At 32.1% G+C, this 25,187-nt stretch carries 20 protein-coding genes; 4 read left to right on the top strand and 16 right to left on the bottom strand.

From position 1 onward, the window contains the following. Positions 1-79: 79 nt before the first annotated feature. Positions 80-430, bottom strand: a complete 351-nt coding sequence (locus B5E75_RS04720) for a NusG domain II-containing protein (protein WP_087357635.1) — start codon at positions 428-430, stop codon at positions 80-82. Positions 431-585: 155 nt separating this feature from the next. Between B5E75_RS04720 and B5E75_RS04725 the strand changes: the two genes are divergently transcribed. Then, complete coding sequence (locus B5E75_RS04725) at positions 586-906, top strand: PTS sugar transporter subunit IIB (RefSeq protein ID WP_087357636.1); 321 nt, start codon at positions 586-588, stop codon at positions 904-906. Positions 907-1,106: 200 nt separating this feature from the next. Here the strand turns inward: B5E75_RS04725 and adhE are convergent, their stop codons facing one another. The 3 genes from adhE to B5E75_RS04740 form a co-directional block, all read right to left on the bottom strand. Then, positions 1,107-3,782 (bottom strand): bifunctional acetaldehyde-CoA/alcohol dehydrogenase, encoded by a 2,676-nt coding sequence (gene adhE, locus B5E75_RS04730; RefSeq protein WP_087357637.1) that lies wholly within the window; start codon positions 3,780-3,782, stop codon positions 1,107-1,109. Between the two features lie 197 nt (positions 3,783-3,979). Then, the gene (gene tpiA, locus B5E75_RS04735) at positions 3,980-4,723 is read right to left on the bottom strand and encodes a triose-phosphate isomerase (RefSeq protein WP_087357638.1); all 744 of its coding nucleotides are present in this window, start codon (positions 4,721-4,723) and stop codon (positions 3,980-3,982) included. A gap of 16 nt (positions 4,724-4,739) precedes the next feature. Further along, positions 4,740-5,924, bottom strand: coding sequence for a phosphoglycerate kinase (locus B5E75_RS04740; protein WP_087357639.1), 1,185 nt, complete (start codon positions 5,922-5,924; stop codon positions 4,740-4,742). Between the two features lie 359 nt (positions 5,925-6,283). On the opposite strand from B5E75_RS04740, the gene B5E75_RS04745 reads away from it, so the two are divergent. From B5E75_RS04745 to B5E75_RS04755, 3 genes are read left to right on the top strand one after another with little or no spacing between them, the layout of a single operon-like run. Further along, positions 6,284-7,213 carry an Rpn family recombination-promoting nuclease/putative transposase gene (locus B5E75_RS04745; protein ID WP_087357640.1) on the top strand — a complete coding sequence of 310 codons (930 nt, stop codon included), beginning with the start codon at positions 6,284-6,286 and terminating at the stop codon, positions 7,211-7,213. A gap of 25 nt (positions 7,214-7,238) precedes the next feature. Then, positions 7,239-7,472 (top strand): DUF4351 domain-containing protein, encoded by a 234-nt coding sequence (locus B5E75_RS04750; RefSeq protein WP_087357641.1) that lies wholly within the window; start codon positions 7,239-7,241, stop codon positions 7,470-7,472. A gap of 57 nt (positions 7,473-7,529) precedes the next feature. Continuing rightward, positions 7,530-7,832 carry a rhodanese-like domain-containing protein gene (locus B5E75_RS04755; protein ID WP_087357642.1) on the top strand — a complete coding sequence of 101 codons (303 nt, stop codon included), beginning with the start codon at positions 7,530-7,532 and terminating at the stop codon, positions 7,830-7,832. A gap of 12 nt (positions 7,833-7,844) precedes the next feature. On the opposite strand, the gene eno is transcribed toward B5E75_RS04755, so the two are convergent. The 12 genes from eno to leuD all read right to left on the bottom strand — a co-directional run bounded on the left by eno (position 7,845) and on the right by leuD (position 25,186). Continuing rightward, positions 7,845-9,134 (bottom strand): phosphopyruvate hydratase, encoded by a 1,290-nt coding sequence (gene eno / locus B5E75_RS04760; protein WP_087357643.1) that lies wholly within the window; start codon positions 9,132-9,134, stop codon positions 7,845-7,847. A 175-nt stretch (positions 9,135-9,309) separates the two neighbouring features. Next, positions 9,310-10,899: a phosphoenolpyruvate carboxykinase (ATP) gene (gene pckA / locus B5E75_RS04765; protein ID WP_087357644.1), complete on the bottom strand. Its 1,590-nt coding sequence runs from the start codon at positions 10,897-10,899 to the stop codon at positions 9,310-9,312. Between the two features lie 107 nt (positions 10,900-11,006). Continuing rightward, positions 11,007-11,900 (bottom strand): DUF7916 family protein, encoded by an 894-nt coding sequence (locus B5E75_RS04770; protein WP_087357645.1) that lies wholly within the window; start codon positions 11,898-11,900, stop codon positions 11,007-11,009. A 55-nt stretch (positions 11,901-11,955) separates the two neighbouring features. Further along, a complete protein-coding gene (locus B5E75_RS04775; protein WP_087357646.1) occupies positions 11,956-13,770 on the bottom strand; it encodes an ABC transporter ATP-binding protein/permease in 1,815 nt (604 codons plus the stop codon). After that, positions 13,767-15,761 carry an ATP-binding cassette domain-containing protein gene (locus B5E75_RS04780; protein WP_162607633.1) on the bottom strand — a complete coding sequence of 665 codons (1,995 nt, stop codon included), beginning with the start codon at positions 15,759-15,761 and terminating at the stop codon, positions 13,767-13,769. The genes B5E75_RS04775 and B5E75_RS04780 overlap by 4 nt, the downstream gene beginning before the upstream one ends. A 94-nt stretch (positions 15,762-15,855) precedes the next feature. Beyond that, positions 15,856-17,064: an ATP-binding protein gene (locus tag B5E75_RS04785; protein WP_087357648.1), complete on the bottom strand. Its 1,209-nt coding sequence runs from the start codon at positions 17,062-17,064 to the stop codon at positions 15,856-15,858. Continuing rightward, entirely contained in the window at positions 17,052-17,747 is a 696-nt protein-coding gene (locus B5E75_RS04790; RefSeq protein ID WP_087357649.1) for a LytR/AlgR family response regulator transcription factor, read from the bottom strand. Before B5E75_RS04790 ends, B5E75_RS04785 begins: the two co-directional genes overlap by 13 nt. A gap of 65 nt (positions 17,748-17,812) precedes the next feature. Then, positions 17,813-20,134, bottom strand: a complete 2,322-nt coding sequence (locus tag B5E75_RS04795; protein ID WP_087357650.1) for an HAD-IC family P-type ATPase — start codon at positions 20,132-20,134, stop codon at positions 17,813-17,815. A gap of 105 nt (positions 20,135-20,239) precedes the next feature. Further along, entirely contained in the window at positions 20,240-21,916 is a 1,677-nt protein-coding gene (gene ilvB / locus B5E75_RS04800; RefSeq protein ID WP_087357651.1) for a biosynthetic-type acetolactate synthase large subunit, read from the bottom strand. 10 nt (positions 21,917-21,926) lie between these two features. Then, a complete protein-coding gene (gene ilvD, locus B5E75_RS04805; RefSeq protein WP_087357652.1) occupies positions 21,927-23,594 on the bottom strand; it encodes a dihydroxy-acid dehydratase in 1,668 nt (555 codons plus the stop codon). 12 nt (positions 23,595-23,606) lie between these two features. Then, positions 23,607-24,689 carry a 3-isopropylmalate dehydrogenase gene (leuB, locus tag B5E75_RS04810; RefSeq protein WP_087357653.1) on the bottom strand — a complete coding sequence of 361 codons (1,083 nt, stop codon included), beginning with the start codon at positions 24,687-24,689 and terminating at the stop codon, positions 23,607-23,609. Continuing rightward, positions 24,686-25,186, bottom strand: coding sequence for a 3-isopropylmalate dehydratase small subunit (gene leuD, locus B5E75_RS04815; RefSeq protein ID WP_087357654.1), 501 nt, complete (start codon positions 25,184-25,186; stop codon positions 24,686-24,688). The genes leuB and leuD overlap by 4 nt, the downstream gene beginning before the upstream one ends. Position 25,187: the final 1 nt, after the last annotated feature.

Below are 25,187 nucleotides of genomic sequence, written 5' to 3' on the forward strand. Positions count from 1 at the left end.
CCTGTCTTAAGACAATTTTATCATACCGTGATGGTATGAATTTTATGTGAACATTTGATTAATCTCTCATGAAAATAAGTTAATGTGACGATTCCAGATCTGGTTGAATCACATAAATATCATTAGGTGCACAAATAATAGAGCGTGAACTCCCTTCTTTGACCCATCCTACTTTTTCACAATCATGATTCGGGCATTCAACATTTATTGCACGATATTGATGATCTTTCACTTCCAAATGAAAAACACCATAATCACCTTCAAAAGTGTATGTTTGATCTTTAGATATATCAATTGTTTCAATCACTTCATTATGATAATAAACTTCTATTTCACCATTTTTTTCCTTTTGTGTAAGTTCATAAACAAGATACATAATGCCAATGACTATGCATAAACCTATAATAAAAATAATATCTTTCTTTTTCATACTTCTTTTCCTTTACTTTTATTTTCTTTATTATGGTAATCAAGTCTTATTCATAAGTCAACAATTTTATGAAATTCCATCTTTAATATTTCATAAAATGGTGAATGGGTGTATAATAATATTATAGAATGAAATAAATAAGGAGGAATATGAAAATGGTTAAAATTATGTTAGCATGTAGTGCTGGTATGTCAACTAGCTTACTTGTAACAAGAATGCAAAAAGCTGCTGAGGAAAGAGGTTTGGATGCGAAAATTTGGGCAATCAGTGAAACAGCTCTAACAACAGAATATGCTGCTGATCCTTGTGATGTTTTATTACTTGGTCCTCAAGTTCGTTTCCGTTTAAAATCTATCAAAGAACAAGTGAAAAACGCTATCCCTGTTGATGTTATTGATATGCGTACTTATGGTATGATGGATGGTGCTAAAGTTTTAGACCAAGCTCTTAAAATGCTGGAAGATTGGAAAAAATAAAGATACGCTAACATATGAATATGGAAAGGACATATACTGCTGATATGTCCTTTTTTACTTAATCTAAATCTTCACCATTTGATTCAATAACTCTTTATACCAATAAAACTAATCTTGACGCCTTCTTGAAAAGTCCCCAGTTTCTCATCATATCTGTTTACACAAAAAAAGCATAACCATCACGGTCATGCTTTTATTTTTTATTTTGCATCTTTAGTTGCAAATTTAGATTCATAATCATAAATTGTACGTAAGATTTCTTCCATATCTTTAACAATTGGCATTCTTGGGTTAGCTGGAGTACATTGATCTTCATAAGCATTCATAGCAATTCTATGAACTGATTCTTCCCAAGCAGCTTTGTCGATACCTTGTGATTTAACGTTATATGCTCCACCAACGCTTACCCATAATTTTTCAACTGCTTCAGCGAACATTTCTACACCTTCAGCAGGAGTTTTTGGTTTTAATCCAATTAATTGAGCTAATTCCATGTATTTAACATCTGCTTTATAGTTTTCAATTTTTGGCCAGATATTTAATTTAGTTGGAACAGTACCATTGTATCTAATAACATGTGGTAATAAGATACCATTTGTACGTCCATGAGGAATATGCCATTCTCCACCAATCTTATGAGCCATAGAGTGGTTCATACCTAAGAATGCATTAGCGAATGCCATACCTGCGATTGTTGCAGCATTATGCATTTTTTCTCTAGCTAATGGAGTTCCTTTCTTCACTGATTCTTCTAAGTAATCAAATACCATCTTAACAGCTTGTTTAGCCCATCCATCAGTAAAGTCAGAAGCTAAAATTGATACATATGCTTCAATTGCATGAGTTAAAACGTCAATACCAGTATCAGCAGCAATTGCTGGTGGTAAGCTCATAACGAATTCTGGGTCTACAATAGCTACAGTTGGAGTTAAAGCGTAGTCAGTTAATGGATATTTCTTATTTGCTTTCTTATCAGTAATAACGGCAAATGGTGTAACTTCTGAACCTGTACCAGAAGTTGTTGGGATACAGATTAATCTTGCTTTCTTACCTAATTCAGGGAATTTGAATGCACGTTTTCTGATATCCATGAATTTTTGTTTGATATCATCAAAGTTAACTTCTGGATGTTCATACATTAACCACATAACTTTTGCAGCATCCATTGAAGATCCTCCACCTAACGCAATAATAACATCAGGTTGGAATTTTCTCATTAATTCAACACCTTCGTTAACTGTATCAATACTTGGATCAGGTTCTACATCAAAGTATAATTCTAAGTCAACTTTATTACGTCTTCTTCTGATAACGTCTTCAATCTTTTCAACATATCCAAGATTGTACATACCTCTATCAGTAATAATCATGGCTTTTTCCATGTATTTCATATCTCTTAAATATCTAATTGAATTTCTTTCAAAGTAGATTTTTGGAGGAAGTTTAACCCATTGCATATTGTTGTTACGTCTCCCTATTCTCTTAATATTTAATAAGTTTACAGCACTAACGTTGTTAGAAACTGAGTTATGACCATAAGAACCACATCCTAATGTCAATGATGGAATGAACGCATTATAAACTGAACCAATTCCACCAAATGTAGATGGGGCATTTTCAATAACACGAATAGCTTTACATCTTAAACCAAATTCTACTGCAATATCATGATTTTGTGTATGAATAGCAGCAGAGTGTCCTAAACCATTGAATGCTACCATTGCAGCAGATTTATTGATACCATCTTCAGTTGAAGTTGCTTTTAATACAGCTAATACTGGAGATAATTTTTCTCTTGTTAATGGTTCATTTGGACCAACTTCTTTACATTCAGCAAGTAAGATTTGTGTATCTTCTGGCACTTTAAATCCTGCTTGTTCAGCAATCCATGTTGCAGGTTTACCAACAACAGCAGCATTAACTGTACCAACTTCATTGACTTTATCACTATATGCTTCAGCACCAAACATATATTTTTCAAGTTTTGCTTTTTCTTCACCGTTTACCCAGTATACTTTAAAACGAGAAATTTCTTCTTTAAACTCATTATAAATTTCTTGGTCAACAATTGCAGCTTGTTCAGAAGCACAAATCATACCATTATCAAATGATTTTGATAACACGATATCATTAACAGCTCTCTTTAATACACATGTTTTTTCAACGTATGCAGGTACGTTACCAGCACCAACACCTAAAGCAGGTTTACCACAAGAGTAAGCAGCTTTAACCATTGCATTACCACCAGTTGCTAAAATTGTAGCAACATTAGGATGATTCATTAATGCATTTGTTGCATACATAGATCCACGTACACCAATCCATTGAATACAATCTTCAGGAGCTCCAGCAGCAATTGCAGCATCTCTGATAACTTTTGCAGCTTGAACTGAACATTCATATGCAGATGGATGGAATGAGAAAATAATTGGGTTTCTTGTCTTTAATGAAATTAAAGATTTAAAAATAACTGTTGAAGTTGGATTTGTTGTTGGTACAATACCACAAATAACTCCAACTGGTTCAGCAATTTCAGTGATTCCAGTTAAAGGATCTTCATTAATAATTCCAACTGTTTTCAAGTGACGAAGATTACTTGTTACATATTCGCAGGCGAATAAGTTTTTAACAGCTTTATCTTCAAAAACACCTCTACCAGTTTCGTTGACAGCTGCTTCTGCTAAAACACCATGTTGATCTAATCCAGCAACAGAACATTTAGCAACAATGTAATCAACTGCATCTTGACTATAAGATTCAAATTTGTCTAATGCAACTAATGCTTTTTGAACTAACTCATCAATATGAGCATCAATTTGTTCATTAGTCCATTCAGCCTTTGGGGCTTCTTTTTTTACAGCTTTTTTTTCTGCCATAACATTTCCTCCGACATCATTAATATTTATAGGATTAATATACTATATTCCTTGTGAAAAAACAAGCAAGAGAAGATATTTTTTAAAAATAAACCTCTTACATTTTATGTAAACCTTTTCAATTCTCACAATGAAAAGTTATATCAAAAATATTTTATACACAAAGAGTCAACCCACAGGTTGACTCACTTCTTTCATTAATCTAATGCAGCAATCATTGCTTTATAAGAATCTTCTTTTAAAGAAGCTCCACCAACTAATGCTCCATCAATATCTGGTTGTTCTAATAAAGCTTTTAATCCTTCTGGTTTAACTGATCCACCATATTGGATTCTTACCTTATCAGCAACTTCTTGTCCATATAATTCAGCAACAACACTTCTAATATATGCACAAACATCTTGAGCAATTTCGTTAGTTGCAGTTTTTCCAGTACCAATAGCCCATACTGGTTCATATGCAATAACAACACGACTCGCACAATTTGGACATACATCCTTAAATGCAGCTACAGTTTGTGTTTTCACAACGTCTTTTGTTGTTCCTGCTTCATATTGTTCTAAAGTTTCACCAACACATACAATTGGAGTCATATCGTTTGATAAAACTTGACGCATTTTTGCATTGACTGTTTCATCAGTTTCACCAAAATATTGTCTTCTTTCAGAATGTCCTAAAATAACCCATTCCACTCCGATTTCTTTCAACATTTCAACACTGACTTCACCAGTATATGCACCACTATCTTTAAAGTGGCAGTTTTGAGCAGCAACAATTAAGTTTTGAGCTGCACCTTTAGCAGTCTGTAAAGCTAAATATGGTGTTGCAATTCCCCAATCAGCTTTATCAGTACATGCTCCATCAACTGCTTCAACAAATTCTTTTGTTTGAGCAATTGTTTTATTCATTTTCCAGTTTCCTACGATAATTGGTTTTCTCATTTTTATAATCCCCTTATTATTTATCATCAATTGCAGCAATACCAGGTAATACTTTACCTTCCATATATTCTAATGAAGCTCCTCCACCAGTTGAGATATGAGAAACTTTATCAGCATATCCAAGTTGCATAACAGCAGCAGCACTATCTCCACCACCGATGATTGTATTAGCATCTGGTAAGTTTGCTAAAGCTTCGCATACAGCGATAGTTCCTTTAGCAAATGGTTCCATTTCAAATACACCCATTGGTCCATTCCATACAACAGTTTTAGCTCCTTCTAAAGCAGCTTTGATATTTTCAACTGATTTAGGTCCAATATCTAATCCCATGTATCCTTCTGGAATATCTTCACCACATACTTTAATATCACCTTCAGCAGCAAATGCATTATTGATTACTGAATCAACAGGTAAGATTAATTTATCTCCACCTTTTTCAATAATTTCTTTAGCTACTTCAATACGATCGTCTTCAACTAAAGAATTACCAATTTCATGTCCCATAGCTTTCATGAAAGTATAAGTCATACCTCCACCAACGATAACTTTATCAGCAATCTTTAATAAGTTTTCAATAACTAAAATCTTATCAGAAACTTTAGCTCCACCTAAAATAGCAACCATTGGTCTTTCTGGATCACTTACAGCTTTTCCAATATAAGCAATTTCTTTTTCAACTAAGAATCCAGCAGCAGATGGTAAATGAGCAGGAATTCCAGCAGTAGAAGCATGTGCTCTATGTACTGAACCAAATGCATCTTCAACGAATACATCTCCAAGTGATGCCCAATATTTACCTAATTCAGGATCATTTTTGCTTTCACCTTTTTCATAACGTGTATTTTGTACTAAAATGACTTGAGCATTATTAGCTTCTTTAACAGCATTTTCAAGTTCAGGTCCTCTTGTACAGTTTACAAATTTAACATCTACTCCTAATAATTCAGATAATCTAGGAGCTACAACAGATAAATCATTTTTAGCTTTATCTTCTTCAGTTTTTACTTTACCTAAATGTGAGAACAATACGATAGCTTTTGGTTTTTGTTCTAACAAATATTTTAAAGTTGGTAAAGCGGCAACAATTCTGTTGTCATTAGTAATTTCTCCTGTTTCTTTGTTTCTAGGTACATTGAAGTCAACACGAACTAAGACAGTTTTTCCAGTAACTTCAATATCTTTAATTGTTTTTTTGTCCATTTTTCTCAATCCTCCATGTGCAAATTATAACATTCTTATCATTGATTTTCAATTGCTTTTATAGATGTTCATTCGATAATAAATGTCATTTTTAAAAAATAAAAATAATCATTCGTTTTATAAAATCATTTTTCATCATCACTCCATAAAAAGAACAAAAAACATGTTTTTTTGAAAATTAATTCATTTCTAAAGATAGTATAAAACTCTCTTTTTTCATAGTCTACGTTCACAAATATATGCTTTTAGCAATCTTTATGTTATAATATGTCTGTATGATGAAAATATTTTAAAAATTTCTCTGAAAAAAAAGAAAAATCCGTTTTTTCTGTATATATGAATAATAGGAGGTATTATTCATGTCTAAGAAAAATTATATGCTCAGAAAGATTTTTGATATTCGCATCAGATCCCTATTCAAAAACTGTCATGTCGCTGCTGATTTTATCAATGGCATCCTTTTCTATGAAAACGCTGTGATCCATTATGACGACATCTCTCTGTCCGATTCCAATCTCGATTCCCACCTTCCTAATCAAAACATCACCAGAGAGCGTGAACGTGACAACATCTATTTTGTCAACATTGATGGCACAGAATGTCTGATTGGCATAGAGCATCAATCCCAGATTGATCATGGCATGTTCCAAAGAACAAGAGAATATGATGAGATGAACTACCTTCAGCAGTTCAATCTCTATCGCTCCACTCATCAGATGATTAAAGGTGTCATGACATTTGTTGTCTACTATGGACAGAAGAAGTGGAAAGCTCCCAGAACATACGAGGACATGATGAACCCCATGCCTCCTGCCTTAAAGGATTATATGAATGCTGCATCCTATCCGCTCATTGAAATGAGATACCTCGATCCAGAGAGATTTCATAGCCAGGAGCTTAAGGAGCTAATCATAGGATTAAGGTATTTATACAATCATCAATATGATGAAGATCATGATATCACAATCAGCCACGACATTGCAGTCACAATCGCAGCACTGACAAAGAACACACAGATTTATGAGAAGGTAAAGGAGGAGAAAATTGATATGTGTCAAGCTATCAGAGATTATGGAAAAGAGAACCTAAACAAAGAGAAATCTATTGGAAGAAATGAAGGTATCATTCAGACTTTAATTAGACAACTCAAATCAAAGTTAGGACACCTTTCAAAAGACACCCTTGCAACAATTCAGTCAAGCACTCAAGAACAACTTGATTCACTGACAGTACATATATTTGATATTGATAGTGAGAAAGATATTCTACATTATTTACAATTAAGCTAATTTAGATATCAAGGAGAAAGTTGATATGTGTCAAGCTATCAGAGATTATGGAAAAGAGAACTTAAACAAAGGGAAATCTATTGGAAGAAATGAAGGTATCATTCAGACTTTAATCAAACTACTCAAATCAAAGTTAGGACACCTTTCAAAAGACACCCTTGCAACAATTCAGTCATGCACTCAAGAACAACTTGATTCACTGACAGTACATATATTTGATATTAATAGTGAAGAAGATATTTTCCAATTTATTTTATAAGCATTTTCATTTGAACACACTTTTAAAAAAGGCATACATTAATATAGGTGATAATTGATGTATGTCAGTATAGAACAACTTATTCAAGATCCGCAGAATATTGTTATTGATTTAAGAGAACACGAATTATTTCAACAACAGCATTTTAATGAAACTATTAATATTCCTCTTAGTATTTTTAATTCACAAATTTCTTTTCTTCCATTTGATAAGTCAATCTATCTAATTTGTGAAACAGGCAAAAATGCAAAAAAACTTTCAAAAAAACTTCAAAATGAAGGTTACCAATGTTTTGCTATTCCTTATGGTTTCACTTTATTAAAAGAATATGCAAAAAGCTCATCACAAAATATTGAATGAGCTTTTTGTGTATTATTGATTCAACTGATAAAAAGCTGTTTTTCCAGCATAAAAAGCTTGATCTTTTAATTCATCCTCAATTCTCATCAATTGATTGTATTTCGCAATACGATCTGTACGAGATGCAGAACCTGTTTTAATTTGACCTGCGTTAGTTGCAACTGCAATATCAGCAATTGTTGTATCTTCAGTTTCTCCAGAACGATGAGAAATAACAGCTGTATAATTTGCTTTTTGAGCCATTTCAATCGCTTCTAATGTTTCTGTTAAAGTTCCAATTTGATTCACTTTAATCAAAATAGAATTAGCAACACCTTTTTCAATACCTTGTTGTAAACGTTTTGTATTTGTAACAAAGAAGTCATCACCAACCAATTGTACACAATCACCTAATTTTTCAGTTAAGTAATTCCATCCTTCCCAATCATCTTGATCTAATCCATCTTCAATGGAAATGATTGGATATTTATCACAAAGTTCAACATAGAAATCAACAAGTTCTTGAGACGTAAATGATTTGTTGTTTTCTCCTGGTAGTGTATATTTTCCATCTTTGTAGAATTCACTACTTGCAACATCCATAGCTAATTTCACATCAACACCAGGTTTATATCCAGCTGTTTCAATCGCTTCTAAGATTGTTTGAATTGCTTCTTCATTAGATGCTAAGTTAGGCGCAAAACCACCTTCATCACCAACGGCAGTGTTTAATCCTTTTCCTTTTAAAACTTTCTTTAATGCATGGAAAACTTCAGCTCCCATACGAATAGCTTCTTTAAACGAAGGTGCATTGACTGGCATAATCATAAATTCCTGGAAATCCACATTATTATCCGCATGTGCCCCACCATTAATAATATTCATCATTGGTGCAGGAAGCATATGAGCATTAACACCACCAATATAACGATATAAAGGCATCTTCAATTCATTGGCAGCACATTTAGCGACTGCTAATGATACCCCTAAAATCGCATTAGCACCTAAACGCCCTTTATTTGGCGTTCCATCTAAATCAATCATCATTTGATCAATTTTTCTTTGTGACATTACATCTTCGCCAATAATCGCTTCAGCAATTTCTCCATTCACATTATTAACAGCGTTTAAAACACCTAATCCTAAATATCTATTGATATCTTTATCTCTTAATTCAACAGCTTCATGAACACCTGTTGATGCCCCACTAGGAACAATAGCTCTACCTAAAGAACCATTTTCACTTTGTACTTCTACTTCAACTGTTGGATTTCCACGTGAATCTAAAACTTCTCTAGCATAAACACTTATAATTTTACTCATTTTCATATCCTCCTGTTTTATCAAATTGATATTTTATATATAGTTAGCTTTGTCTAACTATATATAAAATATCATGTTTCTTACCATAAAGCAACTTTTATACATAATTATTTTCATACATAGTATGTCTTTTTCTTTTATTTTCTATACTAAAAAGTGGCAAACGAAGTTGCCACTAAAATGTATTATTCACTTTTCCACCTGGTCCTGCATGAATAATCGCTTCTGGGAAATGATGATATTGCTTAAAATTTTCTTGGAACATTTCAACCAGCTTTTGAGCAGTTAAATCATAAGCATCTTTACTTACCCATGTTGTACGTGGATTTAATAATTCCGTTGGTACTCCTGGACAGAATAAAGGTATATTCAAATTAAAGAATGGATCAACTTCGTAACTGACATAATCCAACTCACCGTTAATAGCTGCTTCAATCATAGCTCTTGTATATTTTAATGGGATACGTCGTCCTACCCCATATGATCCACCAACCCATCCAGTATTGACTAAGAAAACATTAGAACCCGCTTTTGTCATACGTTTCTGGAATTGTTTTGCATAAAGCAATGGGTCCATTGGCAAAAATGGTTCACCAAAACACGTTGAAAAAGTTGCCTGTGGTTCACTAACACCATTTTCTGTTCCTGCCAGTTTACTTGTATATCCAGATACAAAGTGATAGACCGCAGAATTCATATCCAACTTAGAAATAGGTGGTAAAACCCCAAAAGCATCAGCAGCCAAAAAGAATATTGTCTTAGGGATAGGTCCCATACCACTAGGCTCAATATTTTTAATAAAATTCAAAGGATATCCCACACGTGTATTTTCAGTAATCGAATCATCATCAAAATCAATGATTCTCGTATCTTCAAATAAACTTACATTTTCTGCTAGAGCACCAAATCTCACAGCTTCCCATATATCTGGCTCATTTTTCTTTGAAAGATTAATACATTTTGCATAACATCCCCCTTCAAAGTTAAAAACTGATGTACGTGACCAACCATGTTCATCATCACCAATAAGTTTACGATGAGGATCTGTTGATAAAGTTGTCTTTCCTGTACCAGATAAACCAAAAAACAATGCTGTATTACCATCTTCTCCTATATTCGCTGAACAATGCATTGTAAAAACATTACGCTGAGGTAACATATAATTCATAACGCAGAAAATACTCTTTTTAATTTCTCCAGAATAACCCGTTCCAGCAATTAATACAATTTGTTTTTCATAATCAATGATAACAGCCACATCACTATTTAGACCAACCGATGCATCAATATGACAGTCAGGAGCAACTAATACCAGATAATCTTCTTGAAAATGTTGCAATTCACGTGGTGTTGGTTTAATCAATAAATTTGAAATAAAAAGATTTTGACTTGCTTTTTCATTAATAATCCTAAAACCATAAGAATATTTGGGATTAGCTCCTGCATAACCATCAAAGATATACAAATCTTTATCCTTAAAATGTTGAACAATGGCTTGATAAACTTGATCAAACTGCTCTCTAGAAATAGACTGATTCACTTTTCCCCAAGCAATTCTATCATGGACTGCAGGTGTATCCACAACATATTTGTCTTTAGGGGAACGTCCTGTTCTTTCACCTGTATGTACACATAAACATCCAGCACGACTTAAACGCCCTTCTTTTTTTATTAATGCTTTTTCAATTAATGAACCCGCAGGAATATTTCGATAAACACTTCCCGTTGTATGAATTCCATATTTTTGAATATTATAATGATCCATATTTCACACTCTCCTTTAAAAAGTCTTCTTTCTTTTATTTTATAAAAAAGAACCCTTCATCTCAAGAAAAGTCGTTCATCTAAGAAAAAAAGGATTCCTGAGAATCCTTATCTATTCACTGAAGATGCAATTTTATGATATGTCCAGCGTTTACCTCTAATGGCGATAGATAATGCCATAATATTTTCAGGTAAAGCAATACCACACCATCCAGCATCACCAATATGTTGAATATCAATACCACAACGTTTATTCACTAATGCGATTTCTCTAATTGTTCCTTCATCACTACCTTCTTGTGAAGTTCCAATAGAACTTAATGATAAAGCCCCTTTAGATTTAATTAATTTACAAGCATCTCTGACTTCTTCTTCTGATAAACCAGGCACTGTATAAACAGCAGGCATTAAGATAATATCAGCACCCGCATCAATAAATCTTTCAATGCTATCTAAATCAACTAATGCTTCATCAATTCCACTTGAATGCATTTTACCAGCAATAATCATTCCACCAAAGTATTCTTTCGCAAGTTTAATCGCATTTTCAATAGAAGCATTACTTACACCTGTTCCAGGATTTCCTGTTAAACAGATAAAATCAAATCCCAATTCTTTTGCTTTCATAAATGTTTCTTTTGTCGCATGACGACCATGAGAAATTTCTAATCTGTTTTCCATCATCTTTGCATTTTCATCAATAGGTTCCAAATTACATCCCACTGGTCTACCTACTAATTTCTTCAATAATTTCACTGGTTCATCTGTTTCAGGTAATCCATTGATATGAGGATGATCACAATCAAAAACATTTAATAACACCATATCACTACCAAAAGAAACAGCTAATTCAGCATTTGTTAAATCACCAAGTAAAGGTGGACAAGCCACAACTGTTTCTGTCATAATTGTTCTTCCTTCACTTGCTAAAATAGATTGTTTCAATTCATCTTTGTTCATTGATAACATTTCACTTGTTGTACAATTTAATAATCTTTTCATTTCCCGTATCCTCCTAAGCAACATTATATCGCTTTATTATAACGCTTTCAACAGATTAATTTCTAAAGATTTTTTCAGGATTTAAATTTTTCACCATAACACAAGACAATATGACAGAACACAAAAGTGACAAACCATAAATAATACCCAAAATAACTATCATCTCTAAATATTGAATTTGAATAATCCAAGATAATATCAATACACCCACCAATGATATAAACATTTTAAAAATTTGATCCAGATTCAAAAGAACAATAAACTCATCAAACATCACACCATTAGCCTTTAATATAGTTAATTCTTTTTCACGTCTTTTCAGTGACCAGTAACACATATACATAAAAATCAAAGTAAACAAAACAATTGTAATATATTTTTCCATTGTATACATACTCAATGTTTCATTTTTTGTATTGATTAATAATACAGTATCTTGAAATTGATCATTGATATTCACATTTTCACTATGATTTACGATATAATCCTCTACTTGATACAAAGAATTAATATTTTCACAAAATATAACAGAAGCACTTTTTACTGGTTGAACCCCTGCCTGTAAAGCTAATGATTCCATATCTTCATAATTCATCAACATATAATCCAATGAACTATCATAAGCTACATTCAAACCTATTGCCATAATACCACTCACAGGTATTTCTTTATCAACCTTTATTTTATTATTAAAAGTAAAATCTGAAAAATGATACTCATTTTGATCATGAATCATTGTATAAACACTATGATAAGAAGGATAAAGATGTCTATCTTCTTGAATTGTCTGAAATACTTTCCCTTTAAGCTGATTTTCGGGATATAAAGGATAAACAGGAATTTGTTGACCATCAACTTGAACTGATAAATCATAAAATGGATAAACTTTTTTAACTCCATCATAATTTTGAATATTCTCCAGCAAATCTACAGATAATGGAGAAGCCTCATCATATGCACCTAATTTTTGTGAAACATCACTCGTTTCAATCATGATTTGAAAATCAGCTATACGTTGCATCTTTTGGTCAACACCAGCTTGTGCCTGATTCATTGATTTTTGTATCACTAATGTTCCTAAACTACCCAGTATCAAAACAACCACCATCATTATATTCATAAGTTTTTCATTTTGAAGATGAATTTTTAAATAATATAAAAGAAATGACCATCTATGATGTTTTGACTTTTGTATCAGTTGAATAGGATTATCTGGGCATTCTTTCTTTAAAACAATGCCTTGTTGATTCATCTCATAGATACAATCAGCATATTCTTCAGCCACATAACTATGACTAGCAACAATAATTGTACATTCTTCTGTATGCAATAAATCTTTTAATAATTGAAATATTTCTCTTTCATTCTTTTCATCTAAAGCACTTGTCGGTTCATCTAAAATGAGAATTTCTGGTTTTTTCAACAAAGCACAAGCAATAGCCAATCTTTGCTTTTCACCACCTGACAAAGTCATAATCTTTTGTTTCCAATGACAATAAAGATGGACCTTATGTAATAATTCTTGCATCTTCATTTCATCAAATTTTACAGAACTTAAATAACTGTAATATTTTAAACATTCCCCAACATTCATATTTTCAAGTAATCCATAATCTTGAAAAACATATCCAATAGAATATCTTCTCATACCTGCTTGTTGACGTTGGTTAAGAGCTGTTAAATCTTGTTCATGATACATATAATGATACTTTTGATCCTTTGAAATCAAACCTAATTTATATAATAAAGTTGATTTTCCACTCCCACTCAATCCTTGAATAAACGTTAAATGATGTTCAGGAATCCATATACTTTGTTCTTTCACTTTCTTTGATTTATAACGAGAAGATAAATGTGTTAATTTAATCATTTTCTAATCCCCCTTAATATAAGCATAGGTATCCCTATTTCTATACATAAACTTAAAATAATACAGAATGCAAAGAATGATGGACGAACAATAAAGACTTCATTATACAATAAAGCAAAAAATACATATGCAATTATAAACATAAAAACAATAGATAAAATCATACAAATCAAACTCTCATACAAAAAATAAATTCCCAACATTTTTCTTGAACGTGAAACTGTTAATCCACGTCTTGTAAAAAAGTGAATAAAATCAACATAATCTTGTTTTTGATTATATTTGACTCCAAAGAATAACATTAAAACAACGAGCATAATTAACCCTGAAATCATAAAAATACTTTCATTTAATTGTTTGACAATTTGAACTTTCGTATAAATTTCATCATATGTAGATGAAACTTTAAAACCTAAAGTCTCTATATCTTCCTTAGCCTCATGAAAATCATAACCATCTTCTACTACAAACTGATAATAATTATAATAAAATGGTACGGCATCTTCTGGTATTGTCTTTGATAATTCTTTTTGATATTGTTCTATAACACTAAAAGGATAAAAAACATCAACATCTAAAATACCATTAATAGAAGACATAGAAAATGAATAAGGTGTTTCTATAATCCCTTTGATTTTCATCTTAACATTTACTGTCTTATAATAAATATCATCCATATCATTATCTATCATACGGTAAACAGGGACGTTGATAGGAATTTCTACTTCTGTCTTTTCATTAACTTCTTGACACATTCTTTCTAATTCATCTTTATGAGCAACAAAATCTTCTATAAATTGACCTGTCTTTAAAAAATATAAAAAATCAGGCGAGATATAAACACCTTCATCATTATCAATTTCTTTAACATCATTGATTTTATAATCATAATTCTCATTATATGATGCAACAGAAAAAGCACCCACACTTGTTTCTATTTTTGACTGGTTTTCTAAATGCCCATTTTGATATATTCTTAATGTCATATATTCATCATTTTCATTTAAGTGACTTTCCCAATTTTGATCAATAACAAACGGCCATATTTTTATATGTGACAGTTCTTTGACTGCGTCCAGTTCCTCACCAATAGAAGGTGGATCAGTATCCATTAGAGAATACTCATGATAAAATATACCCCCTTTATTCAAAGGATCCAACTGATCTGCATACTTTTGAATAACGGATTGACCATATAAAATAGAAAAACTACATAATCCAATCGACAAAGAAACAAAAATAATCATAGTTATTTTTAATAACTTTCTATGTTCAAACATTTTATATAAATATTGTGTATAATGTTTAGAATTTGTTAAAATAGGCGGTTTCATCTCGATCGTTTGAGGACCATTGACTATACTTTGTGTTAATTGGCAATTTTCTATCTGATAAACAACATCAGCTTCTTTTTTCAATAATGCATCATGTGTAAAAATAATAACCGTATGTCCTTGATGAGCGTAAGCTTTAAGCAATTTTACAATCAATTGCGTATGATGTTTATCTAAGGATGCAGTAGGTTCATCAAAAACGAGTATTTCTGGTTGATGGATCAAAGCCAATAAAATACTCATTCTTATTTTTTCTCCCCCAGAAAGTTGCTGAGGATAAAGAGAATATGTATGTTTGATTTCCAATTGCTCTGCTAGTTCATCAACATCATAACCATGAAATAATGACTGACATAATGCAATATGATCTTTCATTTTTAAATCATTAATAAATGCAGGTATTTGATTCACAATACCCATATGTGTTTGAACAAATTTCTGTTGTTGATTCTCATTCAGATAAGCAATATTTTCATCATTATAATAATATTCATAAGTTCCAGTTCTTTGAAAAGTCAATAACTCATGCAGAGTAGATTTCCCACTCCCACTTTTTCCAACAACAACAGTCAATTCATTATCTTTAGCACAAAAATAAGCATAATTATAAACAACATGATTATCATATTTTATACATATCTGTTTCATTTCTAACATAACATCACCAACCTTTTTCATATTTACTATATTGAAAATTATTTTAAATTGAAATAAAACAATGATAACCCGTTCATTTTAAGGATAAATCGTATTATTGTAGTAATAAAGAAAGTTGTATAATAAATGATTTATCATCATATTGAATGTTCATTTCACCATGATATTGATGAACAATTCTACGTATGCTTTTTAATCCATATCCATGATTTTGCTTATCTTTCTTTGTTTTCAATGTCTGATCAAACGAAAAATCTATATCATTAATCACTTGTATATGTAAGATAGATTGTCCAAAAAGAATATTTATCCTTATCAAACCATTTTTAGGACAGTTTTCTATCGCATTATCTAAAACATTAGACAACAAATCATTTAAAACATAATCTTGGATAGGCAGACTTTGAGGAATATTTATCAAACATTCTACTTTGATACCTTTCACATCTGCATTCATCATTTTATTATTGATGATTGCATTTATAAGTTCATTTTTCGTTTTCACAAATACAGGTATTGATGTAATAATGTGTTTTCGATTATTTATTAACTCTTTAATCTTTACATAAGCTTTTTGATTTAAATAATGATCGATTAATTGATAATCATGTTTTAAATCATGTTTTGTCATCTTTAATTGATCATAGATATGAAGTAATGCTTGTTCATTTTTAAATTCTTGTTTTAATTTTTCATATTTTTCTTTTTTATTGTTTAAATCAAACAGATAGAGTAAGAGTATAAAAACACTTAATAAACATAACAATAAGATTCCAAACATTTTTATTAATTCAGGCGTATTAGATTTTAAAACAAGATATTCTTGTGTAAAAAATGAAGATACACAATATAAGCCAAATAAAATAACAATCAAAATATAGTCATTCGTTTGGTGCAAAGTAACACGCATAACTTTTAATCTTTTCAAAAAGAAAAACCCTAATACAAAATAAAAAATCTTAGTATAATAAATATCCAATTCTAATAAACACAATTCATTGATAAATAATAATATTATATTCATTGTCAAACTATACATATTTTCCAGCATCACAACAAACAATATTTCACTTATTTTATTATAAGTAAATATATATGCTAAAATAAAATTTAAAATAAAAAGAATAAATACTAGTGGGATATCAGAAATATCTGTTAATCCATAAATTGTTACAATACTCACATTTATAATAACCATCACTATTCTATAAAACCAGCTCATATTTTTCTTTATATCTAACAGTTCTGTTACAAACCATGTTTGTAATAAAGAACCTATTATATTTAAACTTATCCATTCCATATATGTTGACTCCTATATTGCAAATATTTTTGTATAAATGGTTTTTTACTACCTCGAGTAAAAGGAATGCAAATTTGCTTGACCAGTTCAATATGCTGTTTTTGTATACTTATAACATAATCTAAATTGATAATGATATGGTTATTTAACCTATAAAAATGCTGATGATTTAATTCCTGATATGTTTGTTTAAGTGTCTGATACGAAGTATATGTTTGCATAGATGTATGAATGATGATTTGATTACGCAATGACTCTACATAGATAATGTCTTGTTGCTTGATATTGATATGAATACCTTGAACAATAATAGAAAACATTGCTTGAACTTGCAAATGCATTTTTTGATACTTCTTGACAAAGTTGTGATAATCTTCATCAAAATGTGATTTCCTAATAAAGAAAAATGTATTTTGTTGATAACTGTCATAAACAAAATGATCGACACTTGAAATATAAATAATGATGGTACGAGGATAGAGTTTTGAAATATTCATGCCATATTCAAAACTTTCCCCCTCCTTTAACATCACATCTAAAAATACACAATCATATTCTTGATTATAAATCTCATTACAAAAAGATATATAAGTATCTATCTGTACATTCTTAAATGTCTGATTTAAATATGTTTTTAATTGATTTATAAATTCTGCATCATCATCAATAATCATCGCCTTCATATCAATATCACCTATCCTTATATTCCTATTTTAACATAAGTTATAATCAAAAAACTAGGCTAAGCCTAGTCTTGAGGATGTGTATTCAAATAACGAATGACAATTTGAGATATACATGTTGATATCATTAAGCCAAATATCAGCACAATCAAAATATACTGGAATAATTGCATATTAATAGGTGCAAGTTGTAATAAATCATATGTGATATATGAAACAAGAACAAACGCTATAATATCTATAATTAAGACAACTGTACGATAAAGATTAATAGGACTATATATACGATAAATCATATGAATAGATAATATAGCTGTTGTGTAATAAAGAATGGTAAAAACTTGATTCAATGATAACGAAAGAACTGGTGCTAATAACTTTAATGCAATGACACATAACACAATCGCAATAGCATTAGGAAATGAATAACGTAATGTATATCTACCAATAGATTCTTTTTGTTTAGATATATTTTTTTCAAATAAAATCATAAATGAAGGAAACCCTTCAACAAAGTTATCTAATAATGTCATTTGAAAAGGTATAAAAGGATAAGGCATATTTAAAACAATACAAGTCATAGAAATAAGTATTGTATAGATTGTTTTTAAATAGTACATAGATGCTGAACGTGTAACATTATTAATGTCTAGTCTACCTTCTTTGACAACATCTACCATTGTTGATAATTCCCCATTAATCACGACAAACTGTGAAATCTGTTTAGCTGCATCTGAACCAGAACCCATTGCAATCGATACATCAGCATCTTTTAAAGCCAAAACATCATTAACACCATCACCTGTCATAGCGACTTTTTGTTTATGTTTTTGTAAACATAGAATCATCTCATGTTTTTGTGAAGGTGAGGCACGTCCAATCACATGATAATTCATAATCGCATCTTCTAATTCTTTTGGTGTTGTAAGTGTAGAAGCATCAATATATTTTTGAGCATTTTCAATTCCTGCCTGTTTAGCTAAAGCACTGACAGTAACAGGATGATCGCCTGAAATAATTTTCACATCAACATCATTTTCTTTAAAGAACTGTATTGTTTCTTTCGCATCTTCTCTTAACGGATCAGATATAACAATTAAGCCTAAGGCTGTACTTTGCTCCATATTGTCTTGAAAACTATCGAAATCAAAGTGTCTGGCTACAAGCAAAATTCTTGCACCTTGTTGTTTCGCTGATTCAATAGATAGCGGTAATATCAAGTCTGGTAAAATAATTTCTGGTGCTCCAACAATAATAGTACCCACTTTTTCCAGTTCCAAAGCGCTCCATTTTCTAGCCGAAGAAAAAGATATTCTACGCAAAGGTGAATAAGGTGCTTCTCCTTGAAAATAATCTTTCATCGTTAAAAAGGTCGCATTATTATCAAGACTTCCTTTCACAAATGAATTCATGATATTCATAAATTGATCATGCCATTGATTTTCAAAAGTATAAACATCTTGTACTTTCATTTTTCCCTGTGTCAATGTTCCTGTTTTATCCAGACATAACACATCGACATGTGATAATGTTTCAATACTAAACATCTCTTGTACAAGCACTTTGCGTTTTCCTAATCTGACAACACTTGTCGCTAATGAAACACTTGTAAGTAAAACCAAACCAATTGGAAGCATTCCAAGTAAAGCTGTTGAAGTATTCACAATAGTTGATGTTAATGTTTCATTACGAATCCCCAAAGCCTGATATATCAAACAAATACTAATAGGCAAGACAAGCATACTTGTTAAACGTGTGACTTTTTTAAAAGTCACAACTAAATCAGAAATTACAGGTTTACGCTTTCTTGCTTCATTTGCTATTTTGGTTGCATAGTTATCTATTCCTACATGCTCAACACGTGCATGACATGCTCCAGATACGACAAAACTTCCTGACAACAAATGATCTCCCACATCTTTAAAAACAGGATCGGCTTCTCCAGTCAACAATGATTCATCAACTTCAATGGGTGTATCTAACACGACACTATCTGCTGATATTTGTTGTCCCGTTTCAAAAAGCACAACATCATGAAGAACAATGTCTTCATTATCTATTTCATATATTTGTTCCTCACGTAAAACTTTTGTTTTAGGTGAAATAATTAAATTCAAACGTGCTACCATCTGTCGTGAACGTATATCTTGATAAATATGAATGATTGTATTCATAGTCACTATCAATACAAAAAATAAGCTTGACCATGCTTGGACATAAATTAAAGCACAAGCAATTACAAAATTATATGCATTAAAGAGTGTAAAAATATGTTCACAAAAAATCTGTCTATGTGTTTTAACCAATGGCTTTGGTGAAATATTAACATGACCTAATCGCATTTGTTCTTGTACTTCTTGATTTGTTAATCCCTTGACTTTATTCATTTCATCACCCATTCTGTATATCACTGCTTTTAATCTTATCATATTTATATGGAAAAGCCATGAATTTTTTCTTAAGTTTTTAAAAAGAAAAGGAATAGCTTTTGACTATTCCTGAATATCATTTTGATCAAAGACATCATCAATTGGAGCACCCGGTGCAACCATAGGAAAGACTTTATCATCTTCTTCTATCACACATTCAATTACAACCGGTCCTTGACTATCCATTGCTTCCAGTATAGCTGGAGCCACTTCTTCTTTCTTTGTGACTTTAATGGCTTTACAACCTAAACCTTCTGCTGTTTTACAAAAATCAACTTTATCATCTAAAACTGTTGCAGAATAACGCTTTCCATAGAATAATGTCTGCCATTGACGTACCATTCCCAAGACATGATTATTTAAAATCACTTCAATAATAGGTACATTGTAACGTGAAGCTGTTGCCAATTCATTCATATTCATTCTAAAGCAGCCATCTCCAGCAATATTAAAGACATATTGATCTGGTTTTCCATATTTGACACCAATAGATGCTCCTAAACCATAACCCATTGTTCCAAGTCCACCACTTGTAATCAACTGACATGGTCTTTTAAAATGATAATATTGAGCAGCCCACATCTGATTTTGACCAACTTCTGTACAGATAATCGCATTATTATCTGTGAGTGCTTCAATTTGTTCAATCACATAAGGCCCAGTTAATTTATCTGTATCATAAGTTAAAGGATATTGTTCTTTTAAAGCACGAATTTCTTTTAACCATTGTGAATGATTCTGTTGTTTTAATAATAAATTCAATGCATTCAAAACACTTTTTGCATCGCCTACAATTCCTAAATCCACATTTACATTTTTATTGATTTCTGCCTCATCGACATCAATGTGAATAATCTTTGCACGTTTAGCAAATCTTTGTGCATTTCCAATGACACGATCACTAAATCTGGCACCAATCGCAATTAAAAGGTCACATTGAGAAACACCTAGATTACTTGTTTTTGTTCCATGCATTCCAAGCATTCCTGTATAACGTGGATTTGTTCCATCAAATGCCCCTTTCCCCATTAATGAATCAGTTACAGGCGCATCAATCTTTTCAACAAATTCACGCAATTCTTCAGAAGCATGAGAACGTACAACTCCTCCACCAACAAACACAAATGGTTTATGACTTTTTTCAATCATTTCAATCGCTTGTTTTAAAGTAGATGTTGGATAAGTATAACTGCGTCTTTCAATTTTTTCTGGTTTTTGTGATTGATATTCACATTTGGCAGCTGTGACATCTTTTGTAATATCCACAAGAACTGGACCTGGTCTTCCTTCTTTTGCAATCTGGAAAGCTTTACGAATAATAGGTGCTAAATTTTCCACATCTTTAACAATATAATTGTGTTTTGTAATAGGCATTGTCACACCCGTAATATCGACTTCCTGAAAACTATCTTTTCCTAACAATGGCACACCTACGTTAGCAGTAATCGCTACTAAAGGGACAGAATCCATATAAGCTGTTGCTATGCCTGTCACAAGATTTGTCGCACCCGGTCCACTTGTTGCCATGCAAACGCCTACTTTTCCAGTTGCTCTGGCATAACCATCTGCCGCATGGGCAGCTCCTTGTTCATGAGAAGTTAAAACATGATTAATTTTATCACGATAGTTATATAAACTGTCATAAACATTCAGGATTGTTCCTCCGGGATACCCAAAAACAGTATCAACGCCTTGTTCCAATAAACATTCTATGACTATATCGGCTCCAGTTAATAACATATACTTCCCCCTATTCCTTGACTTTTAAAACAGCACCAGTGTTTGCAGAAGTCACCATTGACGCATATTTTTTCAAATATCCATTCACAACTGGTAATTTTGGTTTAAAAGCCTTTCTTCTTTCTTCTAAGACATCATCACTCACTAACAATTCAATACGATGATTGATAATATCTATTTCAATCATATCACCTTCTTCAACAAGTCCAATTGGTCCTCCAACTGCTGCTTCTGGTGACACATGTCCAATAGATGCTCCACGTGTTGCGCCAGAGAAACGTCCATCTGTAATCAAAGCAACATCTTTATCTAATCCCATACCTGCAATTTCTGAAGTTGGTGATAACATTTCACGCATTCCCGGACCACCTTTAGGTCCTTCATAACGAATCACAACAACATCACCAGCAACAATTTTTCCAGCACGAATAGCTTGAATAGCTTCTTCTTCGCTATCAAAAACTCTGGCAGGTCCTGTATGTTGTAACATTTCTTTAGCCACTGCACTTTGTTTAACAACACAGCTGTCAGGAGCTAAATTTCCTTTCAACACAGCAATTCCACCTGTTTTCATATATGGATTATCTACCGGACGAATAATTTCTGGATTTAAATTCACACATCCAGCAATATTTTCTTTTAATGTTTTTGTCGTACAAGTTAATACATCAGTATGTAAAATGCCTAACTGATCTAATTCATTCATTACAGCATAGACACCACCAGCTTCATTTAAATCTTCCATAAATGTATCTCCCGCAGGAGCTAAATGACATAAGTTTGGTGTATGCTTACTAATTTCATTAGCAATCTCTAAGTTTAATTCAACACCCGCTTCATAAGCGATAGCAGGTAAATGTAACATAGAGTTTGTTGAACAACCTAAGGCCATATCAACTGTTAATGCATTTAAAAACGCATCCTTTGTCATGATATCTCTTGGTTTGATATCTTTTTTGACTAATTCCATAATTTGCATACCTGCATGTTTAGCTAATCTTATTCTTTCACTATAGACAGCTGGGATTGTTCCATTGCCTTTTAATCCCATTCCTAAAACTTCTGTTAAACAGTTCATGGAATTGGCTGTATACATACCTGAACAAGAACCACAAGTTGGACATGCTTTTTCTTCAAATTCTTTTAATTTTTCTGCTGTTATTTTACCAGCATTAAATTGTCCTACAGCTTCAAATAAAGATGATAGACATGTTTGTTTGCCATCCAATCTTCTTCCAGCCAACATTGGTCCACCACTGACAAAAATAGTTGGAATATTAATTCTGGCTGCTGCCATTAATAAACCGGGAACATTTTTATCACAGTTAGGAATCATAACCAGACCATCAAATTGATGTGCATTAGCTAAACATTCAGTACTATCACAAATCAATTCTCTTGTGACCAAAGAATATTTCATCCCTGTATGATTCATTGCTATTCCATCACAGACTGCAATGGCAGGAATTTCAACAGGTGTTCCTCCTGCCAAATAAATTCCTTTTTTAACTGCCTCAGCAATTTTATCTAAATTCATATGTCCTGGTACAATCTCATTATAAGAATTCACAACCCCAATAAGTGGTCTATCCAATTCTTCTTCCGTCATACCTAAAGCGTTAAATAAAGAACGATGTGGTGCTCTTTCTACTCCTTTTTTGACTTGATCACTTTTCATATCATTACCTCACTATAAATTTTCTACTATCAACTGTCCCATTCTAGAACATGTCACTTGTTGTTTTCCTTCTGACATAATATCCACTGTTCGATATCCTTTTTCTATCACTTTCTCCACAGCCTTTTCAATCGCATTGGCTTCTTCATCCATATCAAAAGAATAACGTAACATCATCGCTGCTGAAAGAATTGTTGCGATAGGATTGGCAATATCTTTTCCAGCAATATCAGGTGCACTTCCATGACTTGGTTCATACATACCTAATTGATCTTCTCTTAATGATGCACTTGATAACATACCAATCGATCCTGTCAGCATACTTGCTTCATCACTTAAAATATCACCAAACATATTTTCTGTCAAAATCACATCAAACTGTTGTGGATTTTTGACGAGCTGCATGGCACAGTTGTCAACCAGCATATGTTCCAGCTTCACATCTGGATAATCTTCAGCTACCTCATTGACGACTTTTCGCCATAAACGTGATGTATCTAAAACATTAGCTTTATCCACACTAATGACTTGACGACGACGTTTCATCGCAATCTCAAAAGCACGTTTGGCAATGCGACGTATTTCTGATTCACTGTAAATTAAATTATCATGAGCGACCATCTGTCCATCAATTTCTTTGGTTTCTCTTTCACCAAAATAAAGTCCTCCTGTTAATTCACGAACGATGATCATATCAAAACCATCTTGACTTAATTCTTCTTTTAAAGGACAAGCACCTTTTAACTCTTTATATAAATAAGCAGGTCTTAAATTGGCAAATAATCCTAATGCTTTACGCATTTTCAATAATCCTGCCTCTGGTCTTAAAGATGGTTCTAACTGATACCATGGAGAAGTATTGGTATCTCCACCAATAGATCCCAATAAAACAGCATCACTGTTTTTAGCTATTTCAATAGCTTCATCAGTTAATGGAACTCCGTGTTTATCAATAGAAATTCCACCCATATCAATATATTGATAATCAAATGTATGATGATATTTCAAAGCAACCGCATCCAACACTTTCAATGCTTCATTAACGATTTCTGGACCAATACCATCTCCATGAATGACTGCTATTGTTTTTTTCATAGTTTCCCCTCTCTTTTTTGATTGACATAATTAACCAAACCATTGGCTTGAATCATTTTCTGTAAAAATTCTGGAAATGGCTGTGCCTGATATTTTTTATCTTTGGTAAGATTCTTAATAACTCCAGCATCAAAATCAACTTCCACTTGATCTCCTTCATCAATATCTTTGGCTGCTTCTGGGCATTCCAGAATCGCAAATCCAATATTCAAAGAATTACGATAAAAAATACGGGCAAAAGACTGAGCAATCACACAGCTGACCCCTGCTGTCTTTAAAGCAAGTGGGGCATGTTCACGAGATGATCCACAACCAAAGTTTTTTCCAGCTACCATAATATCACCCGGTTTTAAACGTTGTGTAAATGTTGGATCAATATCTACCATCGCATGACTGGCTAATTCCTTAGCATCAAATGAATTTAAATAACGTGCTGGAATAATCACATCTGTATCCACATTATCTCCATATTTCAATACTGTTCCTTTTGCCTTCATA

Source organism: Massiliimicrobium timonense, from assembly GCF_002160865.1.
In the GTDB taxonomy this organism is placed as follows: domain Bacteria; phylum Bacillota_I; class Bacilli_A; order Erysipelotrichales; family Coprobacillaceae; genus Allocoprobacillus.

Bases quoted from the DNA above. Each gene is read 5' to 3' on its own strand.
- tpiA (WP_087357638.1), bottom strand. From the start codon at position 4,723: ATGAGAAAACCAATTATCGTAGGAAACTGGAAAATGAATAAAACAATT.
- leuB (WP_087357653.1), bottom strand. From the start codon at position 24,689: ATGAAAAAAACAATAGCAGTCATTCATGGAGATGGTATTGGTCCAGAA.
- B5E75_RS04795 (WP_087357650.1), bottom strand. From the start codon at position 20,134: ATGAATAAAGTCAAGGGATTAACAAATCAAGAAGTACAAGAACAAATG.
- B5E75_RS04740 (WP_087357639.1), bottom strand. From the start codon at position 5,924: ATGGACAAAAAAACAATTAAAGATATTGAAGTTACTGGAAAAACTGTC.
- B5E75_RS04755 (WP_087357642.1), top strand. From the start codon at position 7,530: ATGTATGTCAGTATAGAACAACTTATTCAAGATCCGCAGAATATTGTT.
- eno (WP_087357643.1), bottom strand. From the start codon at position 9,134: ATGAGTAAAATTATAAGTGTTTATGCTAGAGAAGTTTTAGATTCACGT.
- leuD (WP_087357654.1), bottom strand. From the start codon at position 25,186: ATGAAGGCAAAAGGAACAGTATTGAAATATGGAGATAATGTGGATACA.
- ilvB (WP_087357651.1), bottom strand. From the start codon at position 21,916: ATGTTATTAACTGGAGCCGATATAGTCATAGAATGTTTATTGGAACAA.
- B5E75_RS04750 (WP_087357641.1), top strand. From the start codon at position 7,239: ATGTGTCAAGCTATCAGAGATTATGGAAAAGAGAACTTAAACAAAGGG.
- B5E75_RS04785 (WP_087357648.1), bottom strand. From the start codon at position 17,064: ATGGAATGGATAAGTTTAAATATAATAGGTTCTTTATTACAAACATGG.
- B5E75_RS04775 (WP_087357646.1), bottom strand. From the start codon at position 13,770: ATGATTAAATTAACACATTTATCTTCTCGTTATAAATCAAAGAAAGTG.
- B5E75_RS04780 (WP_162607633.1), bottom strand. From the start codon at position 15,761: ATGTTAGAAATGAAACAGATATGTATAAAATATGATAATCATGTTGTT.
- B5E75_RS04725 (WP_087357636.1), top strand. From the start codon at position 586: ATGGTTAAAATTATGTTAGCATGTAGTGCTGGTATGTCAACTAGCTTA.
- B5E75_RS04770 (WP_087357645.1), bottom strand. From the start codon at position 11,900: ATGAAAAGATTATTAAATTGTACAACAAGTGAAATGTTATCAATGAAC.
- B5E75_RS04745 (WP_087357640.1), top strand. From the start codon at position 6,284: ATGTCTAAGAAAAATTATATGCTCAGAAAGATTTTTGATATTCGCATC.
- B5E75_RS04720 (WP_087357635.1), bottom strand. From the start codon at position 430: ATGAAAAAGAAAGATATTATTTTTATTATAGGTTTATGCATAGTCATT.
- pckA (WP_087357644.1), bottom strand. From the start codon at position 10,899: ATGGATCATTATAATATTCAAAAATATGGAATTCATACAACGGGAAGT.
- B5E75_RS04790 (WP_087357649.1), bottom strand. From the start codon at position 17,747: ATGAAGGCGATGATTATTGATGATGATGCAGAATTTATAAATCAATTA.
- ilvD (WP_087357652.1), bottom strand. From the start codon at position 23,594: ATGAAAAGTGATCAAGTCAAAAAAGGAGTAGAAAGAGCACCACATCGT.
- adhE (WP_087357637.1), bottom strand. From the start codon at position 3,782: ATGGCAGAAAAAAAAGCTGTAAAAAAAGAAGCCCCAAAGGCTGAATGG.